Here is a 19423-nt window from a genome sequence, read left to right on the forward strand (position 1 = left end):
AATAATCATGAATACCATCATTGTTAATGCGGTACTTATTTCACACCGGCTTGTAATAAATCATGCACCGTAATGACGGCTTCCAAGCGCTCTGCCTCATCAATAATCAGCAGCTGGCTAATCCCATTTTCATTCATGACACTTAGTGCATCTGATGCGCGCATGCTTTTACTGACGCGACGTGGATTGCTTACCATCAGCTCGCGCATCGGAGTTTGCAAATCAATGCCTTTTTCTAAGCCGCGGCGCAAATCACCATCGGTAAATACACCGACCACTTTTTGTTCGTCATCAGTGACCACTGTCATACCCAAACGCCCAGCCGACATGGTAAATAAAGCGTCTTGTAGTGGCGCTTGTTGATTAATCAGCGGTAAGTTTTCTGAATTGGTATGCATCAAATCCTCAACACGCGTCAGTAGCTGTCGTCCTAGCGCGCCAGCGGGATGCGATAATGCAAAATCTTCTGAAGTAAAGTTGCGGGCGTGAACCAAAGCTACTGCCAACGCATCGCCTAATGCCAAAGTCGCTGTGGTACTAGAAGTCGGGGCAAGATTAAGCGGGCAAGCTTCCTGTGATTTACCAAGCGTCAATACGATGTCCGCTGCACGTGGTAGCATGCCGCGTTTATCTCGGCTGATACTAATCAGCGGAATATTCAAGCGATTAACTACGGGCAGCAGCATTCTAATCTCGTCCGATTCACCCGAGTTTGAGATGGCAAGTAAGACGTCGCCCTGTACTAACATCCCTAAATCACCATGCCCTGCTTCACCTGGGTGCATAAAAAATGCTGGCGTACCCGTAGAAGCAAAGGTCGCTGCTATTTTGCGCCCAATGAGTCCTGACTTACCCATTCCCGTCACCACCACTCGCCCTTGACAGGCTAAGATAATATCGCAGGCTTGGGCAAATCTATCATCGATTTGTTCAGTTAACAATTCTAGTGCCGCCATCTCAGTATGAATCGCTTCGATAGCAGTACTAATAAATTGTTGATGGGTTAAATTGCGTTGGGGATTACTCATACAGCAGCTCGATATTTAGTGACTTTACATTCAGCGACTTTCAATTTAGTAATTTTTAATTATATAACTTAAAATTTAATGACTTTAAATTCTTCAAATTGAAATATGCGATGAATCAATAGAATATTTTACTATACTATGCTCTCGATTAATAACGCTCTAGCTATATAGTATAGCGCATGATGATATACCATCATTTTAGCACTAACATTGGCATTGCTAGATGCAATTATACGTCTATTTATACAAAAAAAACCCACTATAATATAGTAGGTCTCAATCAGATATAGAACATTTTAATAACATACTTTTTAGTTAAGCATTACTTTAGATTTGAGCAATATGTTTCTAGCTCATTATTGCAAGCACAACCTCTTAAGCACGATGTTTTGGGCATAAAACTTAAACACAGTACTTTCAACGTAGATTTTAGTTATTACTGTCGTCAGTATCGTCATTTGGTTTATTCTCGAAGCCCGCATTATCTGACGGCGCCTCAAAACCACGGTCTTGACCAAAACCACCGCGCTCAAAACCGCGTTCTTGACTTTGACCAAAGCTGCCACGCTCAAAACCGCGCTCTTGACCTTGGCTAAAACCACCACGATTAAAGCCACTACGATTGGCAAAACCGCGCTCTTCAAAACCACCTGTGCTCGCAAGGTTGCTACCGCGCTCAAAGCCACTACTCATACCACCACCTTGATAACCAACGGGTGCGGCACTTGGCGTGCCTGTACTGGCGCCAGTTGCTGTGCTACTTCTAGGATTGCGCGCTGGCACTACTGTTGAGATGGCATGTTTATAAACCATTTGGCTAACGGTATTTTTTAGCAATACCACATATTGGTCAAATGACTCGATTTGACCTTGTAGTTTAATACCATTTACTAAAAAAATAGAAACGGGGATGCGATCTTTGCGCAGCGAATTCAAGAACGGATCTTGTAAGGTTTGTCCTTTTGACATGAAATCTCTCCTAAATATTGTATAATTATTTTTAATGCCAATTATTTTAAGTGTCGCTTTAATTATAATGGCTAAGGGCAGATACAATAATAAGTTTTATTTATAAAACGTATCTAAATAAGCGCTCATTGTTGTTAAGTGATTCCACTTTATCGTGAATACGTTATTATTGTAAATTATTAAGTAACCACTTGTTTCAAAAGTCATTTTATCAACAAACGTTAATTAATGACCATTAAACAAGCGGTTATATAAATATAATTCCCACTGTGCTACTGGGTTTAAATTATAGCAGCTATCTACATTATACTTTGAAACTAATTGTCATTATTTTTTACGCATTGCTAATTCCGCTATCGGTTTAATCCGCCAGCAATATAAATAGGCGCCGGTATAAATAGGCATCAATATAAATAATCTCGCACCTGTGCCATGGTATCAAACGTTTTTATCGTGATAGCATTGTCTATCTGCTTATCATCGTTAGACACGTCACCAGATAAATCAGACAATTGAGTAAGTTTACGCAGCCAAGTGTATTGGCGCTTTGCTAGCTGTCTTGTCGCATATAATGCCTTATTTTGCATTTGCTGACAAGCAAGCGCCTCAGTCCGGCTAGTGTGCTCGGGCGCTTGAACGGCTAGCTGAGCTGCGCGCTCGGATCTTATCTGCCCAATTATTGAAGCATCTAATTGACCAAAAGCATCATAAAACTGTGCCTTATCTAAATGTGCTTGCTCAAATACTGGGTGATTAGTATGCACGAGGTATTCCAATACTTGACGATAGCCAACACAGCGCATCGATGGCAAATTGGGCGTCAGTGGATACTGCTCAAGCAACCCTATCACTTCAGCGACCAATCCTTCATTCCACATGATATCCAAACGTTGCTCGATACGCTTATGCAACCATGGGCGCTCAGGCATCACTGCCAACGCATGCCAATTTTGATTGGGATTATGAGCTAAAGCCTGTTTAGGCTTTTTTTGCCAATCACTGATGGGTATGTTGGTTTGTAGATAGACTTCAACCGCGCGCGTGATGCGCTGGGTATCGGTCGCATTAAGACGCTCGTGGCTTATCGGATCTATTTTTCCTAGATAATCATATAGTGCACCAATACCTTCGTCTTGACGCCACTGCTCCACGCGTGCGCGCACGTTATCATCACTGTCTGGGACTGGCGATAGCCCATCAATAAGCGCCATGTAATACATCATGGTACCACCAACGAGCAAAGGTATTTTGCCCCTCTCATGACAGCTATCAATCAAACGGGCAACATCATGCACAAACTCAGCGACACTATAACTCTGCATCGGGTCAATAAGATCGACCAAATGATGCGGATAGCGCGCCAGCTCAGCAGCCGTTGGTTTCGCCGTACCGATATTCATATCACGATATATCAGTGCTGAATCGACCGAAATCAGCTCATAACGCCCTGTATCATACAGCTCATAAGCCAGTGCAGTCTTGCCACTCGCGGTTGGTGCCATCAAGCACACCACGCTATTATCTGTTAGCTTGGAATTGAGGCGATAAGATGAGCTGTCAGACGAAATTTGCATAGAATTGCCTTTATTAATTATATGATTAGCGCTAAGTAAATTTGCGACTTGTCACTGCTAAAATTTGCTTATTATATTTTTTATGTCGTTAGATACACATTTACTCAGGGGCAGATGACAGCATCAATGCAACCAATCGATGGCTATCGATAGATTTGATCGCATGTTTAACAAGTACGCTTTCCATATCTGCTATGAAAATCATTAAGTCTTGCGGTGACATTTGCATGCTCACGGTAGCAAGTTGCTGATTAATGGCAGCTGCGCTGTTCAACATCTTTTCATTTTTAAATGCCCTATCGCGAAATACATGTGACTCAAATAATGACCTGAGCTTTGACTGCCAATCTGCTGCACTAATCAGTAAATGTTGGCTTTGGTAATAAAATAATAACAGCGGCAGCGCTTTATCTTCGATGTATGTCGTACTAGCAGATTCAGTTAACACCTTATTTAAATCGTCAATCACGTCCAGACAATAAGGCAAAGATGTCGAATTTATTGCTACATCGTTAGAGATATCGCTGGTATTTTTAATGATATTTTGACTGATGTTTTCAGAAACAAATAATGTGTCTACGGTTTGAGAAGTAGGCGTATTTTCTGATAACTGATAGGGCTGTTTGGGTGCTTGGACTTGCTGGCTTTTGGTTGAATGAGTAGTCGATGATGTCTGTTCCCTTTGAGCAGCGAAGGTATTATTTATAGACAGACTATTATTTATTACCTGACTATCATCATTAGCGGAATTAATGGTCTTTTTGCTAATGACCGTTTTAAGCTTTGTCCGAACCGCATGACTGAGATGCGCCATGATGTTGTTCAATGGACTGATTTTGATACGCTGTTTAGTTGGGTGTACATTAATATTAAGCCACTCAGTTGGCAGATCAAAATAAAGTGCATAGCCAATACCTGCTAACTGAGCGGTTTGGGCAAGTTGACGCAACTGATTGCTAATCAATGCTTCTTTTACCAGTCGTCCATTCACATAAATCAACTTTGGAAAAGCATCCTGCGAATCAGTGATTGGCCATAACCATCCATTAATGCTTGCTTGACTGCCAAAATTATTATCAATGTAGGCTTTAGGCGACTGCATTAAACTGGTGAGGTCTATGGATATTTCTAAGGCGTTATCCATTAATGGTAGCCCAGTCGCTTGCTCGAGACGTGATAAAGGCAGACGATTAGCATTATTGTTGCTGTTATCATTGGCAGGCATGACTCTTGAAGAAAGTGACAGCCGCTTTTTATTATCATGAAACAGCGTCAGCGCCACATCTGCGCGCGCCAAAGCCACTTCGCGGACTATCGTTTCGATATGACCAAACTCGGTGGCAATAGATTTTAAGTTACCGCGACGGGCTGGTACGTTAAAGTATAAATCTTTAACGGTAATGGTCGTACCACGACTATGCACAACTGGCAGCAACTTTGGCTCATCGTCCAATACACCCGCGACTTGCAACTGGCGACCAACACCACTGTCATCATGACTACTGGCTAAGGTCAAACGAGAAACCGCCGCCGTTGCTGCCAATGCTTCGCCGCGAAAGCCTAAGGTCGTAATACCATGCAAATTAGCAACATCCGCGACTTTACTGGTTGCATGACGGGTAATTGCCATAACCATATCATCAGGATGGATACCCGTGCCATTATCGACCACTTCAATCATCCCCATGCCGCCTTGGGTAATATGAATCGCAATATTACTCGCACCAGCGTCTATCGCGTTTTCAAGCAGCTCTTTAACCACGGCTGCTGGGCGCGTTACTACCTCGCCCGCTGCCAATTGATTAATCAGCAGCGGCGATAGCTTTTTGATGCGAGTATGAGAATGGTTGTCTGGCATTTGTGGCATTAAGAGGTATCGTTATTTTGCATGGTGATAAATGATGCTGTCGGCTATTGGTGATTTACATTGGCTACAGATATGAGATGCAAATTAAATCTTAAGAGAAGATAAATCCAAGCCTTGCGCTTGACCTGACTTTGATAATCGCAGCTCAACTTGACGGGCTTCTTTTTTATTATTGTCTACGCTGTCACTTTGAACCATATCAATAAATAAAGTCGGCGGCGGTAAATAGCCGTCCGCACGGCTGGCCCATTCGATAATAACCAACGCATTTGGCTCATCTAAATACTCATCGAAACCGATAAAAGACAGCTCTTCTGGATCTTGCAAACGATATAAGTCAGCATGATAAACTGGCTTAATTGACCCATCATTTTGCTCGATACTATAAGGTTCAACTAAGGTATAAGTCGGGCTTTTAACGGCACCGGTATGTCCGAGCGCTTGCAACCAATAACGGGTCAGCGTGGTTTTACCTGCACCCAAATCCCCCGCCAGCCAAACGCTACCGGATAAGGATAACGCCGCTAATTGCTCAGCCAAACGCTGGGTATCGTCTTCAGAGTACAGTGTCAACGTTTTAACGTTTTTGTCTTCTTTTATACTATTAGACATCAGAATTACCTGCCTGTACTTGCGTCTGTACTTGCATCGTGACTGACGGGTTAACAAAATTCTCACCGCGAATCAGCTTGGCATATAACTCAGGGTCATGCCATTCACTGCTGACTTGATCGCTAAACTCAAACGCTTCTAAATTTAGCTTGCCCATTTGCTCATTGGCCACATCATCAGCAAAACACTGCGCATAACCGGTTGCAGTTTCGTGTGCAATCACCGAGTAAACGCTGACATCAGATTCACCGTTTTGCATTTGGGTTTGTTTTAAAATCTCTTGTGCCCAAAAGAATATCACGCGTGAGAACTGTTCTGCTGATGGCGATACCGGCAAGCTTATCCAGCGTGCACTGAATTTTTTGCAGGCAGCGATATATTCTGGGTCGTCTTTGTTCCAAAAGCAGATCGCATGATCGAAGCTGTCGATAATATCTTTTATAGACGATTTTAATAAACCGAAATCATAGACCATCTGCCCATGGTCTAAGCGCTTAGCCTCAAGAATCAATTCGATTTGATAGCTATGACCATGGATAGAATGTTTGCAGCGCTCAGAGCTACAATTACGCACAATATGCGCATTTTCAAATTTAAAAAGTTTACGGATACGCATAATAATCAACCAAAAAAGTAAGCATCGTTGTGCTAAATATGAGTATTACAAAAGCTTGCCGAGACGACTCATCGGCTTGTGGCCCATTATAGCAAATCACGATGACTCCGTAAGTAAGCACTTATTAATAGCCATATTGACTAAATGAATCCATAACACTAAACACCCCTTTATCGAATCTATTTATCAAAAAGAATTTGAGGAGCAGGATTAAAAAGAGATGTCTAAATCCAATCGTAGGTGAATTGTGCTGACGCTATCTATTGCGACACCTTAAGCCTATACTCATTGCAGTACGCACAATTTGCGTCATCAGCATATAACCTAACCTTTAAGCTTGTTTACACTGGCTTTAAAGGGATTACGGCTTATCTCAAGAGGAAAATACCATGAGTAAAGGTCAAGACAGTAAAAAGAACGTAAAAAAGAAACCGCTATTAACGGCAAAAGAGAAAAAAGCCGCTAAGCAATCTAAAAAAGATGACAACGGCAGTATCTTAGGTAAACATTAATATTTAGTGCATCAGTATGCTAACTGAAGCTATATTAATCTAAACCATACTAATTAAAGCTATGCCAATTGAACCTCACGGTTTGATTGGCATTTTTTATGCTAGATACTGTTTTTATAGTAGCTACTGTTTTTATGCTAAGTACTACGCGGCGCAAACATAATAATTGCCATGCCTAATAGCGCGACGACAGAACCCAATATATCCCACGTGGTAGGCCTGATGCCGTTCACTGTCCACAGCCAGATAATTGCCATCGAAATATAAACACCGCCGTAAGCGGCATAAACTCGACCAGCTGCGGTTGGATGCAAAGACAATAGCCAAACAAAAGCAACCAAGCTTAGCGCACCCGGAACAAGCAGCCAAATCGACTTACCTTCTCGCAGCCATAAATAAGGCAAATAGCAGCCTGCTATCTCTGCCAATGCGGTCAGCGCAAACAATCCAACGGTTTTTAACTCAGTCAAAACCATCTACTCCTAAACGGTGATAAATCCTGTCATATACTGTACGGCATTGCCAGAAATCATTACTCTGTCACCTGCGACGACACACTCTAAAACACCGCCTCGTTTTGATGCTTGATAAGCAATCAATTCATTTTTACCCAAACGCTCCGCCCATAATGGTGCTAAAGCAGTATGAGCCGAGCCTGTCACTGGGTCTTCATCGCCACCATTGGCTGGCCAAAAATAACGTGAGATAAAATCGTAATCTTTGTAGTCAGCAGAGGTAGCCTGACAGGTGACCACTACATCTAATGGCGCAAGCTGTTTTAGTCGCTCGTTATCGCGCTCTACGTTTAGGACATCTGATTCAGCATTATAAATCACAAAATATGCTTGGGTGTTTTTATAAACTTCGACTGGTGCAATAGACAATCCTGTCAGCAAACTCTCAGGTATATTATCGACTTTTTCAGGTTTAGTATTGGGAAAGTCCATTTGTATCTTGCCAGTTTCTGTCTGTACGATGGTCAATATACCAACCGCTTTGGCGTAAAATCTAATAGATTCTAAACTAGGATTTTTGTTAAATAACACAAAAGCAGAAGCTAAAGTCGCATGTCCGCAAAAAGCAATCTCAGACAATGGTGAAAACCAGCGGATATGATAAATGCCGTCATCACTAAGAACAATAAAGGCCGTCTCAGATAAATTGTTCTCAAAGGCAATCGATTGCATCAAATCATCACTTAACCAATCATCTGTAATGATAACCGCCGCTGAATTGCCCTTAAAAACCGTATCCGTAAAAGCATCAATGACATTGATTTCTAGCTGCATTTTATGTTCTCGCTGTTATTTTTTATAACTTCATGGTTTTATGGTTTTATAGCTTTATGAGGTTACCGCCAATATCAATCAACAATAAATAGCTTAGCGCCTGTCTTCGTTGACGAACGATGTGCAATCGTATTGTCCGCTACTTGATAAGTCATACCGGCTGTTAAGGTAAAAGTACGCCCATCCTTTAATTCGGTGTTTAGCTCGCCCTCAATACAAAACAAAATATGCCCTTTATCGCACCAGTGATCGGCAAGGTAGCCTGCAGAATACTCAACCATATGCACATTAATAGTATCAAATTCACGAGTCTTCCAATACCCTGTGCCCGTTTCGCCTTTGATTTCTACTGTTTCTACTGTTTCTATTGTTTCTACTGTCGTCCAGTCGGTAGTAGCAAAAGGTATGTTTTTCATTTCCATGACGTCATCTTCCTGATTTAATCGATCATTTATGCATAATAATTCTCTTTACTTACTATACCTCAAATCCAGCGCCGCACTTTATTTAGATATGCTTGATAAGTTTTACCAAATTTTCGTGCCATCATTTCCTCTTCTGGCTGTATCTGAAAGCGTGTCATATAAAGTATAAAAACGGGCAATAACACAAACGACAGAAAGTGCGACAGATAGAATGCCCAGCCTAATAAGATAAGCACCAAGCCTAAATACATCGGATTGCGACTATATCCATAGATGCCACTGGTTACTAAACTAGATACTTTCTCAAGCGCCTGCGGATTGGGTGTGGTCTGCGCCTTTCTAAATTGCGTCACACCCATGACACCTAAGCTCATTCCTATCACACCCAAACCCACTGCCAGTGCAGTTGAGCCGTTGAATGAGAACGTCAAAGCAGGAACCATTTTAGAGACGCCATACATGGCAGCTGCCGTAATAATGACTTGTGCTACTGGTGGTACTTTAAGCGCTAGAGCGTTCATGGTTGCACCTTATATATGACTAAACAACGAATTTAAACAACGAACCTAAACCATTCATTATCTATTATAACTGCTAACTATTTGTGTGTTTATTTTTCTACCTGCGCCTGTATCTAGCAACTGCACATTTCACACCGCTATCATTGATATTTTCGATATTATAAAACTTTATTCATACTAGAATTGGCGCCTATATTACTTCTAGAAGGTTATAATTGTCCCCTGTTTAATTTTTAGTCTTTATTACGGTAAAGGAATTGCTCCTAACACTGTCATTGAATTTAATGAGGAAGTTAGCGTCATGATGCGTATCGGATTGTTTTTATTGACCAACTTAGCGGTGATTGTGGTATTTAGCATCGTGTTTGGTATTTTATCCAGATTTTTTGGAATTGGGGGCGTACATGGCGCAGGCGGGCTAAATTACACCAGCCTTGCCATTATGTGCGGTATATACGGCATGGTTGGCTCGATGGTTTCGCTATTTATTTCAAAGTGGATGGCCAAAAGATCGACGGGAACGGTGGTCATTGAAACGCCAAGCAACGCTACGGAACAATGGCTGGTAGATACCGTCGCTAAGCAAGCACGAGCGGTAAATATTGGCATGCCAGAAGTAGGAATTTTTAATAATTCACAGCCTAACGCGTTTGCAACTGGCTGGAATAAAAATAAAGCGCTGGTCGCGGTTTCATCTGGTCTGTTGCAAAATATGAATCAAGATGAAGTAGAAGCGGTATTGGCGCATGAGATCGGTCACGTGGCCAACGGCGATATGGTGACGCTTGCTCTCATTCAAGGCGTGGTAAACGCCTTTGTGATGTTCTTTGCGCGTATTATCGGCAGCTTCGTTGACCGGACTGTCTTTAAAAATACCAGTGATAGCCCCGGCATTGGCTACTTTGTGACGAGTATCGTGATGGATATTTTGCTTGGATTTTTGGCGTCCGCCATCGTTATGTGGTTCTCACGCCTACGTGAATTCCGCGCTGATGAGATGGGTGCAAAGCTTGCCAGCAAAGACAAAATGATTAGTGCGCTTGATGCCTTGCGTCCTTCTGAACAGCGCCCAGATCAAATGCCAGAGAGTATGAAAGCATTTGCAATCTCGTCTGGACAATCTACTGGCTTTAGTATCGCTAACCTTTTCCGCTCACACCCAACGCTGGATGATCGTATTGCGGCATTGAGGAAGTATAATCCTCGGAAAGCATAGTAAAAAGTGTGATGATTTGTTTAGGTCGTAGGGTGCGCCCCGCCCAGTTGAGTAGATAATAGCGCATGGCAGGATCAGCTCCCTCTACCTTCCTGTAAAGTCACAATACAACCAACCAAACATAAAAAAAGCCTATCTTTAAAGATTAATGCCAGTCAGTTAAGGCTGACTGGTATTTTTTTTGGGATATTTTTGTGGTTTACCCTTAACCACCCTCGGGCAAGATCGCTTTCTGCGTTCAGGAATGACAAACAATTTTCCTTCCTCTAAAACTGCATCTAACAACTTAGGGAAGAGTCCTGCAGCCTGTAAAGGCGCAAACCGTAACAGATCAACAATCGTAATAGACGCCATATGAAAGCTAATTCGTAGAGGGCTAACCTTAGCTCTAACTGCCATATAGCGCATCAAACGTCTTATCAGATTATAAGCAATCATAAGCCCCCAGAACTCTTGTAACACAAGCTGTGGCAGCTTACTTCTTAACAACAGCCCCTGCTGTAGATCAGACTTAATTTCCCTAAAAGCCATCTCGATCTCCCAGCGCTGCAAGTACAGCTGTGCCACTTTATCCTTAGTAAAGCGTTTATCATCTATTAAAGAGGTGATGTATCGTCTTGTCTTACCCTCATAACTACACTCAATTAATCGAGCTTGCCAAGTATCGGGTAGGTTTGGATTTTTCTTTTGAGCTTGGGGAGAAACCGGCATTTGTATCAAGTAGTCCCCTTCACTAAAGGTTTCAATTACACTGTAACGCAAATTATCTTTAGCCCGCATGAGCCAGTGACTGTTTGGATGGGTTTGTTGCCAACTAATCAGTAGGTCTGCTGAGAAATAGGCTCTATCAAAGAGCGTAATGCTGTTGTCTTGAATATTTAGCTGACGGGCTAATGTGATCTCTCCTTGACCCATATCTCCAAGGGTTGTGTCAATGATCTCATGCGTGTCAGTATTGATCAGGCATACCGAACGCATTTGGGGATAGGGCGCCTCTTTAGTTCTGCCTTTGCTTGAACTAAAGTACTGAAGGTTCTCATCAGTATAGGGTAGTGAGTATACGACACCGTCTACAGCTTGGACGCTAAGTCCCATAAAGTCTTGCTGCTCGGCTCGTGATTCTGTTTGGTAGTGAGCACTTAGTTGATGAAATAGCTGCTTTAGAGGCTCATGCCCGAGGCGTTGTCTTGCTTGTACCACTGCACTGGGTACGCAGGCCTGTGAGTCTATATTAAGCCGCATCTGCTCTGTGATATACCAAATTGAACGGTTTCGATATAAAGCTGTGCCGATGACTATCCAAACAACGTGTTCGGCAGGTAGCTTACGCCTTCTAATGCTCGCTTTGCCGGTATACTCTAAAGCTTGCTGTATCCACTCAGGGTCTATTAATTCACTAAATTGTTCTAGGGTGTCTGGAATCCTTTTATGCGTCTCATTAATAGCGTCTTGTAGTCTCATAGTAAAATAGCCCATCTACTTATTAGATGGGCTATTTTATTACTTTTATTGAGTTTTTGCCTTAACTGACTGGCATTAATCTTTAAAGATAGGCTTTTATATTGCATAAACTTACTGACTAAATATCGAACTCTAATGCTCTATCGCCTTCGCTATCTTTGATACGCGTTGGCAAACCAATCTTATTCAATAGATTGATAAATGGCTTGGCATCAAGCTCTTCGACGTTGACCATTTTGCCCGCATCCCACTCACCAGTTGCGACTAACATCGCAGCAGCGACAGGTGGCACGCCAGCAGTATAAGAGATACCTTGGCTACCGACTTCGTTATAGGCTTCTTTATGATCTGAGATATTATAGATAAATACCTCGGTATCAACGCCATTGATTTTACCTTTAACCTTATCACCAATGCAGGTCTTGCCGGTATAGTTTGGCGCAAGCGAGCTTGGATCTGGTAGCACGGCTTTGACCACTTTTAACGGTATCACTTCTTGCCCTTCCGCAGTCATCACCGGCTGCTCAGACAGTAAACCTAGATTTTGTAGCACGGTGAAAACATTAATATAATGCTCACCAAAGCCCATCCAAAAGCGGATGTTTGGCACATCTAGATTGGCTGATAAAGAATGAATCTCGTCATGACCACTTAGATAGCTGTTTTGCACACCAACGACTGGCAAATCATCGGTACGCTTTACTTCAAACATCTTATTCGACTGCCACTTACTGTCCTGCCAAGAATAAACCGTACCGGTGAATTCACGGAAGTTAATCTCAGGATCGAAGTTGGTGGCGAAGTACTTACCGTGGCTGCCCGCATTGATATCGATAATGTCGATATCAGTCACAGAGCCTGCATCCATCATGTCATAGCCAAGGCGCGCATAGGCGTTAACCATGCCGGGATCAAATCCTGCACCCAAGATTACCGTGACATTATTGTCCGCACAGCGCTGCTTACGCTTCCATTCATAGTTGTCATACCATGGCGGCGTCTCGCAAATTTTGCGTGGATCTTCATGAATCGCAGTATCGATATAGGCAGTACCCGTCTCAATACAAGCCTCCAAAACCGTCATATTTACAAATGCCGAACCGACATTGATGACGATTTGTACGCCAGTATCTTGAATCAGTTGTATCAGCGCTTGGCTATCCATGGCATCGACTTGATGCGTATGTAAGACAGCAGCTTGCTTAAAGCTACCTTTGTCTTTGACGCTTTGGGCGATGGCATCACATTTATCTCTAGTACGTGAGGCGATATGAATCTCGCCGAGCACATCATTATGCATCGCACATTTATGCGCGACCACTTGAGCAACGCCGCCTGCGCCGATGATAAGTACATCTTTTTTGTTGGACTTAGCTTGTTGGTTTGTGTTCAAAGAACAATCCTCCTTTGTGTCCCTGTCGATACCATTGATAGTGGCTATGCAAAACAGAAACGAGTGAATGATATGCGTGAATTAAAAAGGAAGACCGAGGAAAACCCACGCACCCGTTAGACAAATCCGACTGCCTTTGCCAGTGGCAATTATAACAATTTTTACTTACTTTTCGGCAGAAATTACAACATAACTTAGAAAACTCAAGACCAATCCTCATTTCTAGATAGTTGTTTGGCAGTATGATTTAATAATGCCAAGCGTAACAGCGTTATGACAAACTCGCCTTATAATCTTGATAATCAAACTCGCGCTGAATATCAATACTGCCGTCCAGACGACGGATAACAATTGCCGGCATGTTAACGCCATTAAACCAGTTTTTCTTCACCATGGTATAGCCTGCGGCATTACCAAACGCAATCCTATCGCCTATCTGTAAGTTGCTAGGTAAAACATATTCGCCAAAAATATCACCCGCCAAGCAAGAACGCCCGTAAATAATAGTGTTATCTATAACGTCGTTTACTTGGTCTTTGTTGACAGGTGCAATAGCCATGAACTCACCATTAATAGACGCTATAGGCGCCGACTCACGATAAATCAGCAAATCAAGCATATGCGCTTCGATAGAGGCATCAACAACGGCTAGATTTTTTTCATTGTGCATGGTATCTAATACTGTCGTCACCAATGAGCCAGCGCCATGAATGCTTGCCTCACCCGGCTCAAGATAAACTTGTACGCCATATTTTTCGCTAAAGCCTTTTAATCTGTCTGCCAATTTTTCCAATGGATAATCAGGGGCGATAAAGTGAATACCACCGCCCAAACTGACCCATTCAAGCTGTGCTAAGACGTCACCAAATCTAGCTTCAATATCGGCCAAACTTGCACTAAATGCCTCAAAGCTGTCATTTTCACAGTTGTTATGAATCATAACCCCAGTGATATCACCAAGTATTGCTGCAATCTTATCTTTATCATGCTCACCAAGGCGACTAAAAGGACGAGCAGGATCAGCAATGATAAAAGACGAATTACTGGTCTTTGGATTTAAGCGTAATCCAACTGGAATGTTTTTTGCTGCTGCTTGACCTTTAAACGCATTTAATTGCGAGATAGAATTAAAAATAATTTTATCCGCATAGCTCAGTACTTCGCCGATTTCATCCGCGCTATAAGCGACGCTGTAGGCATGGGTTTCTTTTTTATCTTGGTTATTAACACTATTGTTATTATCGGCATTATTATTACCAAAAGTCTCATAGCCCAATCGCACCTCATTCAATGAAGACGAGGTAGTGCCATGCAAATAGGGTTCCATCACATCAAAAACACCCCAAGTGGCAAAACATTTGAGCGCGAGTAAGGCCTTGGCGCCCGATAGCTCGCACAGACGAGCGATAATCTGCATATTTGCGACAATCGCCGCTTCGTCAAGCAAATAGTAAGGCGTTTTTAGCGCGGCAAGAGAAACAGCTGGTGTTGAGTTCATAAGAGATAACCTAATAGCTTAATGCTAACGATGGCTTAATGGCGCACTGTGATACAGTTATGACACGTTATCACACATTGTGACAAGGCCAAATGACAGGGCCAAATAAGTGCGCTATAGTAGTATAAATTCATCACAATTAGAATAGCTTATGTCACTTTCAACCGATTATTCTACCTCAAAAAGCCATACCAATTTATCGTCACTCGAGCTCAAAAATATAAATTTAGAGCATCTCGATTCAGAGGCGCGTGCCGTGTTGGATTTTTGGTTTGACAAAGACAATGAGCCATACTGGTTTGCGCAAAATGATGACTTTGATAAGAAGATAAATGATAAGTTTGGCAAGATTTGGCAAGCCGCAAAACAAGGTGGATGCGTCACGTGGCGCATTGCAGACGCGCCAGCCGATAGCAACAGCTCAATCACAGCGTTGGCTGGACGCTTGGCTGAAATCATTGTCTTAGATCAGTTTTCGCGTAACCTATGTCGCGAGCAAGCATGCGCGTTTGCTCAAGATGGTATGGCGTTGGTATTGGCACAAGAAGCCATTGGGCAGCCACATTTTGATACCCTACCAACGCAGTGGCGTAAATTTATTATTATGCCGCTTATGCATTCTGAGTCAGCGATGATTCATAAACGTTATCTACCGCTTTTTGAGCAACTAAACGATGCCAATACTTTAGACTTTGAGCGTCGCCACAAAGACATTATTGATAAGTTTGGCCGTTACCCGCACCGCAATGAGACCTTGGGTCGTGAATCAACTCTCGAAGAAGAGGCTTTTTTACAGCAGCCCAACTCGTCTTTTTAAGCAGTTGTTGAAACGTAAGCTTTAATAGAACGTAACTGTTAAAAGATTTGGTGGTGTATCAAAAAGTATGCTGGGGTAATAAAGGAAGGGTGACAGCCGAAGCAAGATGATATATTTGAGGTTATGAAGATACAAATACAGATCAATTGCCCCGACTGTCACAGTCTTAGTCTAAAGAAAAATGGTATAAAAAGCTATGGCAAGCAGAACTACCAGTGCAAGGACTGCAAACGTCAATTCATTGGTGATCATGCCTTAACTTATAACGGCTGTCACTCTAAAATAGAAGACATTATACGGCTAATGACGGTTAGAGGTTGCGGCGTTAGAGACATAGCGGTTATAGCCTCAGTCAGTATCGGTAAAGTATTGAGCACCATAGGCTCATCTGTTTATAAGATCGCGCCTAAGAAGAGCTACTATGAACGCTTAGAGGTTGATGAATTCTGGACTTACGTGTATCGCAAGAAGCGTAAAGTCTGGCTCATCTACGCTTATGACCGCGCTACCAATGAGATTGTCGCTTATGTTTGGGGCAAACGTGACCTAAAAACGGCTAAGAAGTTAAGAGCACGTTTAAAGCAGCTTACAGTCAGCTATGGCTCTATCAGTATGGACAACTGGGACAGTTTTATAACCGCCTTTAAACCAGATAACAAACAAGTTGGCAAACAGCATACGATAGGTATTGAAAGCAATAACTGCCGTCTTAGACACCGACTAAAGCGAGCCGTTAGAAGAACCTATTGTTTCTCTAAGAAACTCGATAATCACTTAAAAGTGTTTGATTTGGTATTCTTTTATATCAATTATGGCTATGTCTGATGTCAGCATACTTTTTAGAACACCACCAAAGATTTAAGTGTGATGCAAATAATATTGAAGCTAGTTTAATTATGCTTAGGGAATTTACCTTTATTGAACTTGGGATTGATGATTGTCTTGTAAGAACCACTGTTCAATCACGCTATTAGCAGGGTCATGATTGCTCTGCTGTTGTAATAATTGCTTGGTATCAATGAGCGCCTTTAATTGCTCAGCATAGGCGCGAGGCTGCAGCAGGCGCATCACGGTACGACAGATATTATCACCACTGGCCTGCTCTTGGATAAGCTCGGGCACAATCGCGCTATCTGCCAAAATATTGGGCAAACCGACATAAGGCACTTTAACCAAACGTTTAGCAATCTGATAAGTCAGCTGATTTAACTGGTAAATCACCACCATTGGACGCTCAAGTAACATGGCTTCCAAGGTTGCAGTACCCGATGCCAGCATCACCATATCTGAGGCCGCCATCGCTTGCTGACTAAAGGTTGGTTGGCTGTCATCATAGACCACCACAATCGCCGCGCGCAGCTGCTCTGAGCGCTTATCAATGATATCTTGCACGATATATTGATGATTTTGATCGACCGTTGGAATAATAAAACACAGCTTTGGGTCTAATAAAATCAGCTTTTGGATACCATCGAGCATGAGCGGCAAGATTGCTGTAATTTCACCGCGTCTCGAACCTGGCATGACACAGATAAGCTGGCTGACATCATCAAAGCGGTCGATAAAAAATTGCTGCAAGCCGTCATTATGCCAGACCAACTCACTACGGCGCTGATTGACTGGCGTCTCAAGTAGCGTCTGATCAATGGTTCGTAGTAGCGGATGACCGACACATATCGCCGGATGATTATGACGCTCATAAACGGGCAGCTCAAATGGGAATAAGCAAAGCACCAAATTGGTCGCCGCTTTAATATTGTGAATACGCGACTCACGCCATGCCCAGATAGAAGGGCTGACATATTGTACGCAAAACACCCCTTGTGGCTTAAGCTTTTTAGAAACTCGTAGATTAAAATCAGGCGCATCGATACCGATAAACCAATCAATATCGGCGGCTTTAAAGGCCGTTAATAATTCACGCCTAGCTTTAAGCAAATCAGGTAGTTGCGCCATCACTTCTACCAAGCCCATCACTGCCAAACGCGATAATGGAAAAATACTTTGTAGCCCTTGCGCTTTCATTTTTGCGCCGCCAATACCAACCCAAATGATATCATCGCGCAGGTTATTCATCTGCTGCATAAAATCTGCGCCCAAGCTATCCCCTGACACTTCACCAGCGACAATCCCTATGACCAGTGGCGCCCCCGTCACAGCAGGCATTGCGTCATAAGCATTATAGCCATCAGTTGCTGACGTTAAATCATAAGGTTGGTGAGGCGTAGCAGAATCTGTCATGACAAGCTCTCAATATCAAGTTAGTACCATCAAAGCAGTACAGATGAACTACCCGCTACCTTAGAGGTAGGGGTTTCTTAGGTAAAGCTCTTACTTGACACGATATTCTGTATCAGCGGTTAAGCGAATCAACTAAGCTAACCCTGTCGCACCGACAGTTTTTGATTGTTTAGCCAGTATCAATCCTTGATGTAAGATATTGATACTGGCATTGATATCGCGGTCATTTTGCTGCAAGCAACTTGGACAATTCCACATTCTAACCGACAGCGGTAATTCAGCTTTAGTCAGTAGATGGTTGCAGTTTGAGCAAGTCTTAGACGATGGAAACCATCGGTCTATTTTGACAAGCGTTTTGCCGTACCAGTCTGCTTTATAGGCAAGCATGGTGGTAAATGACGACCATGAGCTGTCCGATATGGCTTTAGCTAATTTTCTATTCTTAACCATACCCTTGACGTTCAAGTCCTCAATAGCAATAACATCGTGGTTTTTGATGAGATTGAATGAGAGTTTATGTAGAAAGTCTTTGCGAGTATTGGTTATTTTCTCATAGACCTTGGCGACTTTTGTTTTTTGCTTTTGATAGTTGCGGCTCTCTGACAACTTGCGTTGATCCGCTTTAGCAACGGCTCTGCGTTTGACTAAAATTTTTTGCTCACGCGCAAGCTTGTCTTGCAGCTTCGATAGAAACTTAGGATTAGCAACTTTCCTGCCGTCTGATAAGACGATAAAGTCTGTCAATCCTAAGTCAATGCCGATGTTAGAGTGGGTTTTTGGTAATTCATTAACGATGGTTTCAACCAGTAAGCTAACAAAATATTTACCTGATGGGGTATGGCTGATGGTGGCGCTCTTAATTAAGCCGTTTATTTTATCGGGGAACTTGGCGTTGATATGACCAACCTTAGGCAGCTTGACAGTGCTATCTGTGATCGCCACTGTACCCTTTTGGTTGTTGGTGGTGTAACTGTCTTTAAACCCTTTTTTCTTGAACTTAGGGAATCGGGCGCCTTGCTTGAAAAACTTATTATAAGCAGCTCTTAGGTTTTGCTGAACATTCGCTAATGCCAAGCTATCCACTTCTTTTAGCCATTCAAATTCTTTCTTATACTGAGCAGGAGTGTTGTTTAAGGTGGTCTTTGTGGTCTCATAGTGGTCTATTTTATCGCCAAGCATCCTATTCCAAATAAAGCGTGTGCAGCCGAATGATTTAGCGAAGAATATTTGTTGTTCTTCATTAGGGTACAGCCTTACTTTATGGGCTTTTAGGATTTGCTTTGGCATGAAATACTTATTGTTAGTTGGTGTTATATTTATTATTAATTATACTACAGGTAGAGGTTGTTATCACCAACAACGCATTCATCTCACCACCTTAGAG

At 42.5% G+C, this 19423-nt stretch carries 19 protein-coding genes; 4 read left to right on the top strand and 15 right to left on the bottom strand.

Annotated elements, in window-relative coordinates; genetic code table 11:
• Positions 1 to 35: 35 nt before the first annotated feature.
• From QJS82_RS06195 to QJS82_RS06220, 6 genes are all read right to left on the bottom strand, one after another.
• A complete protein-coding gene (locus tag QJS82_RS06195; RefSeq protein ID WP_281491593.1) occupies positions 36 to 1028 on the bottom strand; it encodes a KpsF/GutQ family sugar-phosphate isomerase in 993 nt (330 codons plus the stop codon).
• A gap of 429 nt (positions 1029 to 1457) precedes the next feature.
• Positions 1458 to 1997: an RNA chaperone Hfq gene (gene hfq, locus QJS82_RS06200; RefSeq protein WP_281491594.1), complete on the bottom strand. Its 540-nt coding sequence runs from the start codon at positions 1995 to 1997 to the stop codon at positions 1458 to 1460.
• A gap of 404 nt (positions 1998 to 2401) precedes the next feature.
• Positions 2402 to 3571, bottom strand: coding sequence for a tRNA (adenosine(37)-N6)-dimethylallyltransferase MiaA (gene miaA / locus QJS82_RS06205; RefSeq protein WP_281491595.1), 1170 nt, complete (start codon positions 3569 to 3571; stop codon positions 2402 to 2404).
• Between the two features lie 100 nt (positions 3572 to 3671).
• Positions 3672 to 5438 carry a DNA mismatch repair endonuclease MutL gene (gene mutL, locus QJS82_RS06210; RefSeq protein ID WP_281491596.1) on the bottom strand — a complete coding sequence of 589 codons (1767 nt, stop codon included), beginning with the start codon at positions 5436 to 5438 and terminating at the stop codon, positions 3672 to 3674.
• Positions 5439 to 5522: 84 nt separating this feature from the next.
• Entirely contained in the window at positions 5523 to 6050 is a 528-nt protein-coding gene (gene tsaE / locus QJS82_RS06215; RefSeq protein ID WP_281491597.1) for a tRNA (adenosine(37)-N6)-threonylcarbamoyltransferase complex ATPase subunit type 1 TsaE, read from the bottom strand.
• Positions 6043 to 6666 carry a 6-pyruvoyl trahydropterin synthase family protein gene (locus tag QJS82_RS06220; protein ID WP_201565259.1) on the bottom strand — a complete coding sequence of 208 codons (624 nt, stop codon included), beginning with the start codon at positions 6664 to 6666 and terminating at the stop codon, positions 6043 to 6045. Before QJS82_RS06220 ends, tsaE begins: the two co-directional genes overlap by 8 nt.
• 389 nt (positions 6667 to 7055) lie before the next feature.
• On the opposite strand from QJS82_RS06220, the gene QJS82_RS06225 reads away from it, so the two are divergent.
• A complete protein-coding gene (locus tag QJS82_RS06225; RefSeq protein WP_020443648.1) occupies positions 7056 to 7178 on the top strand; it encodes a hypothetical protein in 123 nt (40 codons plus the stop codon).
• A gap of 137 nt (positions 7179 to 7315) precedes the next feature.
• On the opposite strand, the gene QJS82_RS06230 is transcribed toward QJS82_RS06225, so the two are convergent.
• The 4 genes from QJS82_RS06230 to QJS82_RS06245 all read right to left on the bottom strand — a co-directional run bounded on the left by QJS82_RS06230 (position 7316) and on the right by QJS82_RS06245 (position 9413).
• Positions 7316 to 7648, bottom strand: a complete 333-nt coding sequence (locus QJS82_RS06230; RefSeq protein ID WP_200662141.1) for a YnfA family protein — start codon at positions 7646 to 7648, stop codon at positions 7316 to 7318.
• 12 nt (positions 7649 to 7660) lie between these two features.
• Complete coding sequence (locus tag QJS82_RS06235; RefSeq protein WP_281491598.1) at positions 7661 to 8467, bottom strand: PhzF family phenazine biosynthesis protein; 807 nt, start codon at positions 8465 to 8467, stop codon at positions 7661 to 7663.
• A gap of 74 nt (positions 8468 to 8541) precedes the next feature.
• Positions 8542 to 8889, bottom strand: a complete 348-nt coding sequence (locus tag QJS82_RS06240) for a DHCW motif cupin fold protein (RefSeq protein ID WP_281491599.1) — start codon at positions 8887 to 8889, stop codon at positions 8542 to 8544.
• 62 nt (positions 8890 to 8951) lie between these two features.
• Positions 8952 to 9413 carry a methyltransferase family protein gene (locus QJS82_RS06245; RefSeq protein ID WP_281491600.1) on the bottom strand — a complete coding sequence of 154 codons (462 nt, stop codon included), beginning with the start codon at positions 9411 to 9413 and terminating at the stop codon, positions 8952 to 8954.
• 301 nt (positions 9414 to 9714) lie between these two features.
• Between QJS82_RS06245 and htpX the strand changes: the two genes are divergently transcribed.
• Positions 9715 to 10629 (top strand): protease HtpX, encoded by a 915-nt coding sequence (htpX, locus tag QJS82_RS06250; RefSeq protein WP_281491601.1) that lies wholly within the window; start codon positions 9715 to 9717, stop codon positions 10627 to 10629.
• Between the two features lie 159 nt (positions 10630 to 10788).
• On the opposite strand, the gene QJS82_RS06255 is transcribed toward htpX, so the two are convergent.
• The 3 genes from QJS82_RS06255 to QJS82_RS06265 form a co-directional block, all read right to left on the bottom strand.
• Positions 10789 to 12090 carry an IS4 family transposase gene (locus tag QJS82_RS06255; RefSeq protein WP_281490124.1) on the bottom strand — a complete coding sequence of 434 codons (1302 nt, stop codon included), beginning with the start codon at positions 12088 to 12090 and terminating at the stop codon, positions 10789 to 10791.
• A 118-nt stretch (positions 12091 to 12208) separates the two neighbouring features.
• Positions 12209 to 13483, bottom strand: coding sequence for a saccharopine dehydrogenase family protein (locus tag QJS82_RS06260; protein ID WP_281491602.1), 1275 nt, complete (start codon positions 13481 to 13483; stop codon positions 12209 to 12211).
• A gap of 271 nt (positions 13484 to 13754) precedes the next feature.
• On the bottom strand, positions 13755 to 14981 hold the full coding sequence (locus QJS82_RS06265; RefSeq protein WP_281491603.1) for a carboxynorspermidine decarboxylase: 1227 nt from the start codon (positions 14979 to 14981) through the stop codon (positions 13755 to 13757).
• 151 nt (positions 14982 to 15132) lie between these two features.
• Here QJS82_RS06265 and QJS82_RS06270 point away from each other — a divergent pair, with 151 nt between their 5' ends.
• Together QJS82_RS06270 and QJS82_RS06275 are read left to right on the top strand one after the other, a co-directional pair.
• Entirely contained in the window at positions 15133 to 15798 is a 666-nt protein-coding gene (locus QJS82_RS06270) for a DUF924 family protein (RefSeq protein WP_281491604.1), read from the top strand.
• Between the two features lie 123 nt (positions 15799 to 15921).
• The gene (locus QJS82_RS06275) at positions 15922 to 16623 is read left to right on the top strand and encodes an IS1 family transposase (protein ID WP_281491605.1); all 702 of its coding nucleotides are present in this window, start codon (positions 15922 to 15924) and stop codon (positions 16621 to 16623) included.
• Positions 16624 to 16713: 90 nt separating this feature from the next.
• Here QJS82_RS06275 and lpxB read toward each other — a convergent pair whose 3' ends face one another.
• Positions 16714 to 17964 carry a lipid-A-disaccharide synthase gene (gene lpxB / locus QJS82_RS06280; RefSeq protein WP_281491684.1) on the bottom strand — a complete coding sequence of 417 codons (1251 nt, stop codon included), beginning with the start codon at positions 17962 to 17964 and terminating at the stop codon, positions 16714 to 16716.
• A 207-nt stretch (positions 17965 to 18171) separates the two neighbouring features.
• A complete protein-coding gene (tnpB, locus tag QJS82_RS06285; protein WP_281491606.1) occupies positions 18172 to 19326 on the bottom strand; it encodes an IS200/IS605 family element RNA-guided endonuclease TnpB in 1155 nt (384 codons plus the stop codon).
• Between the last annotated feature and the right edge of the window lie 97 nt (positions 19327 to 19423).

The organism is Psychrobacter maritimus (genome assembly GCF_029953575.1).
GTDB lineage: Bacteria > Pseudomonadota > Gammaproteobacteria > Pseudomonadales > Moraxellaceae > Psychrobacter > Psychrobacter maritimus.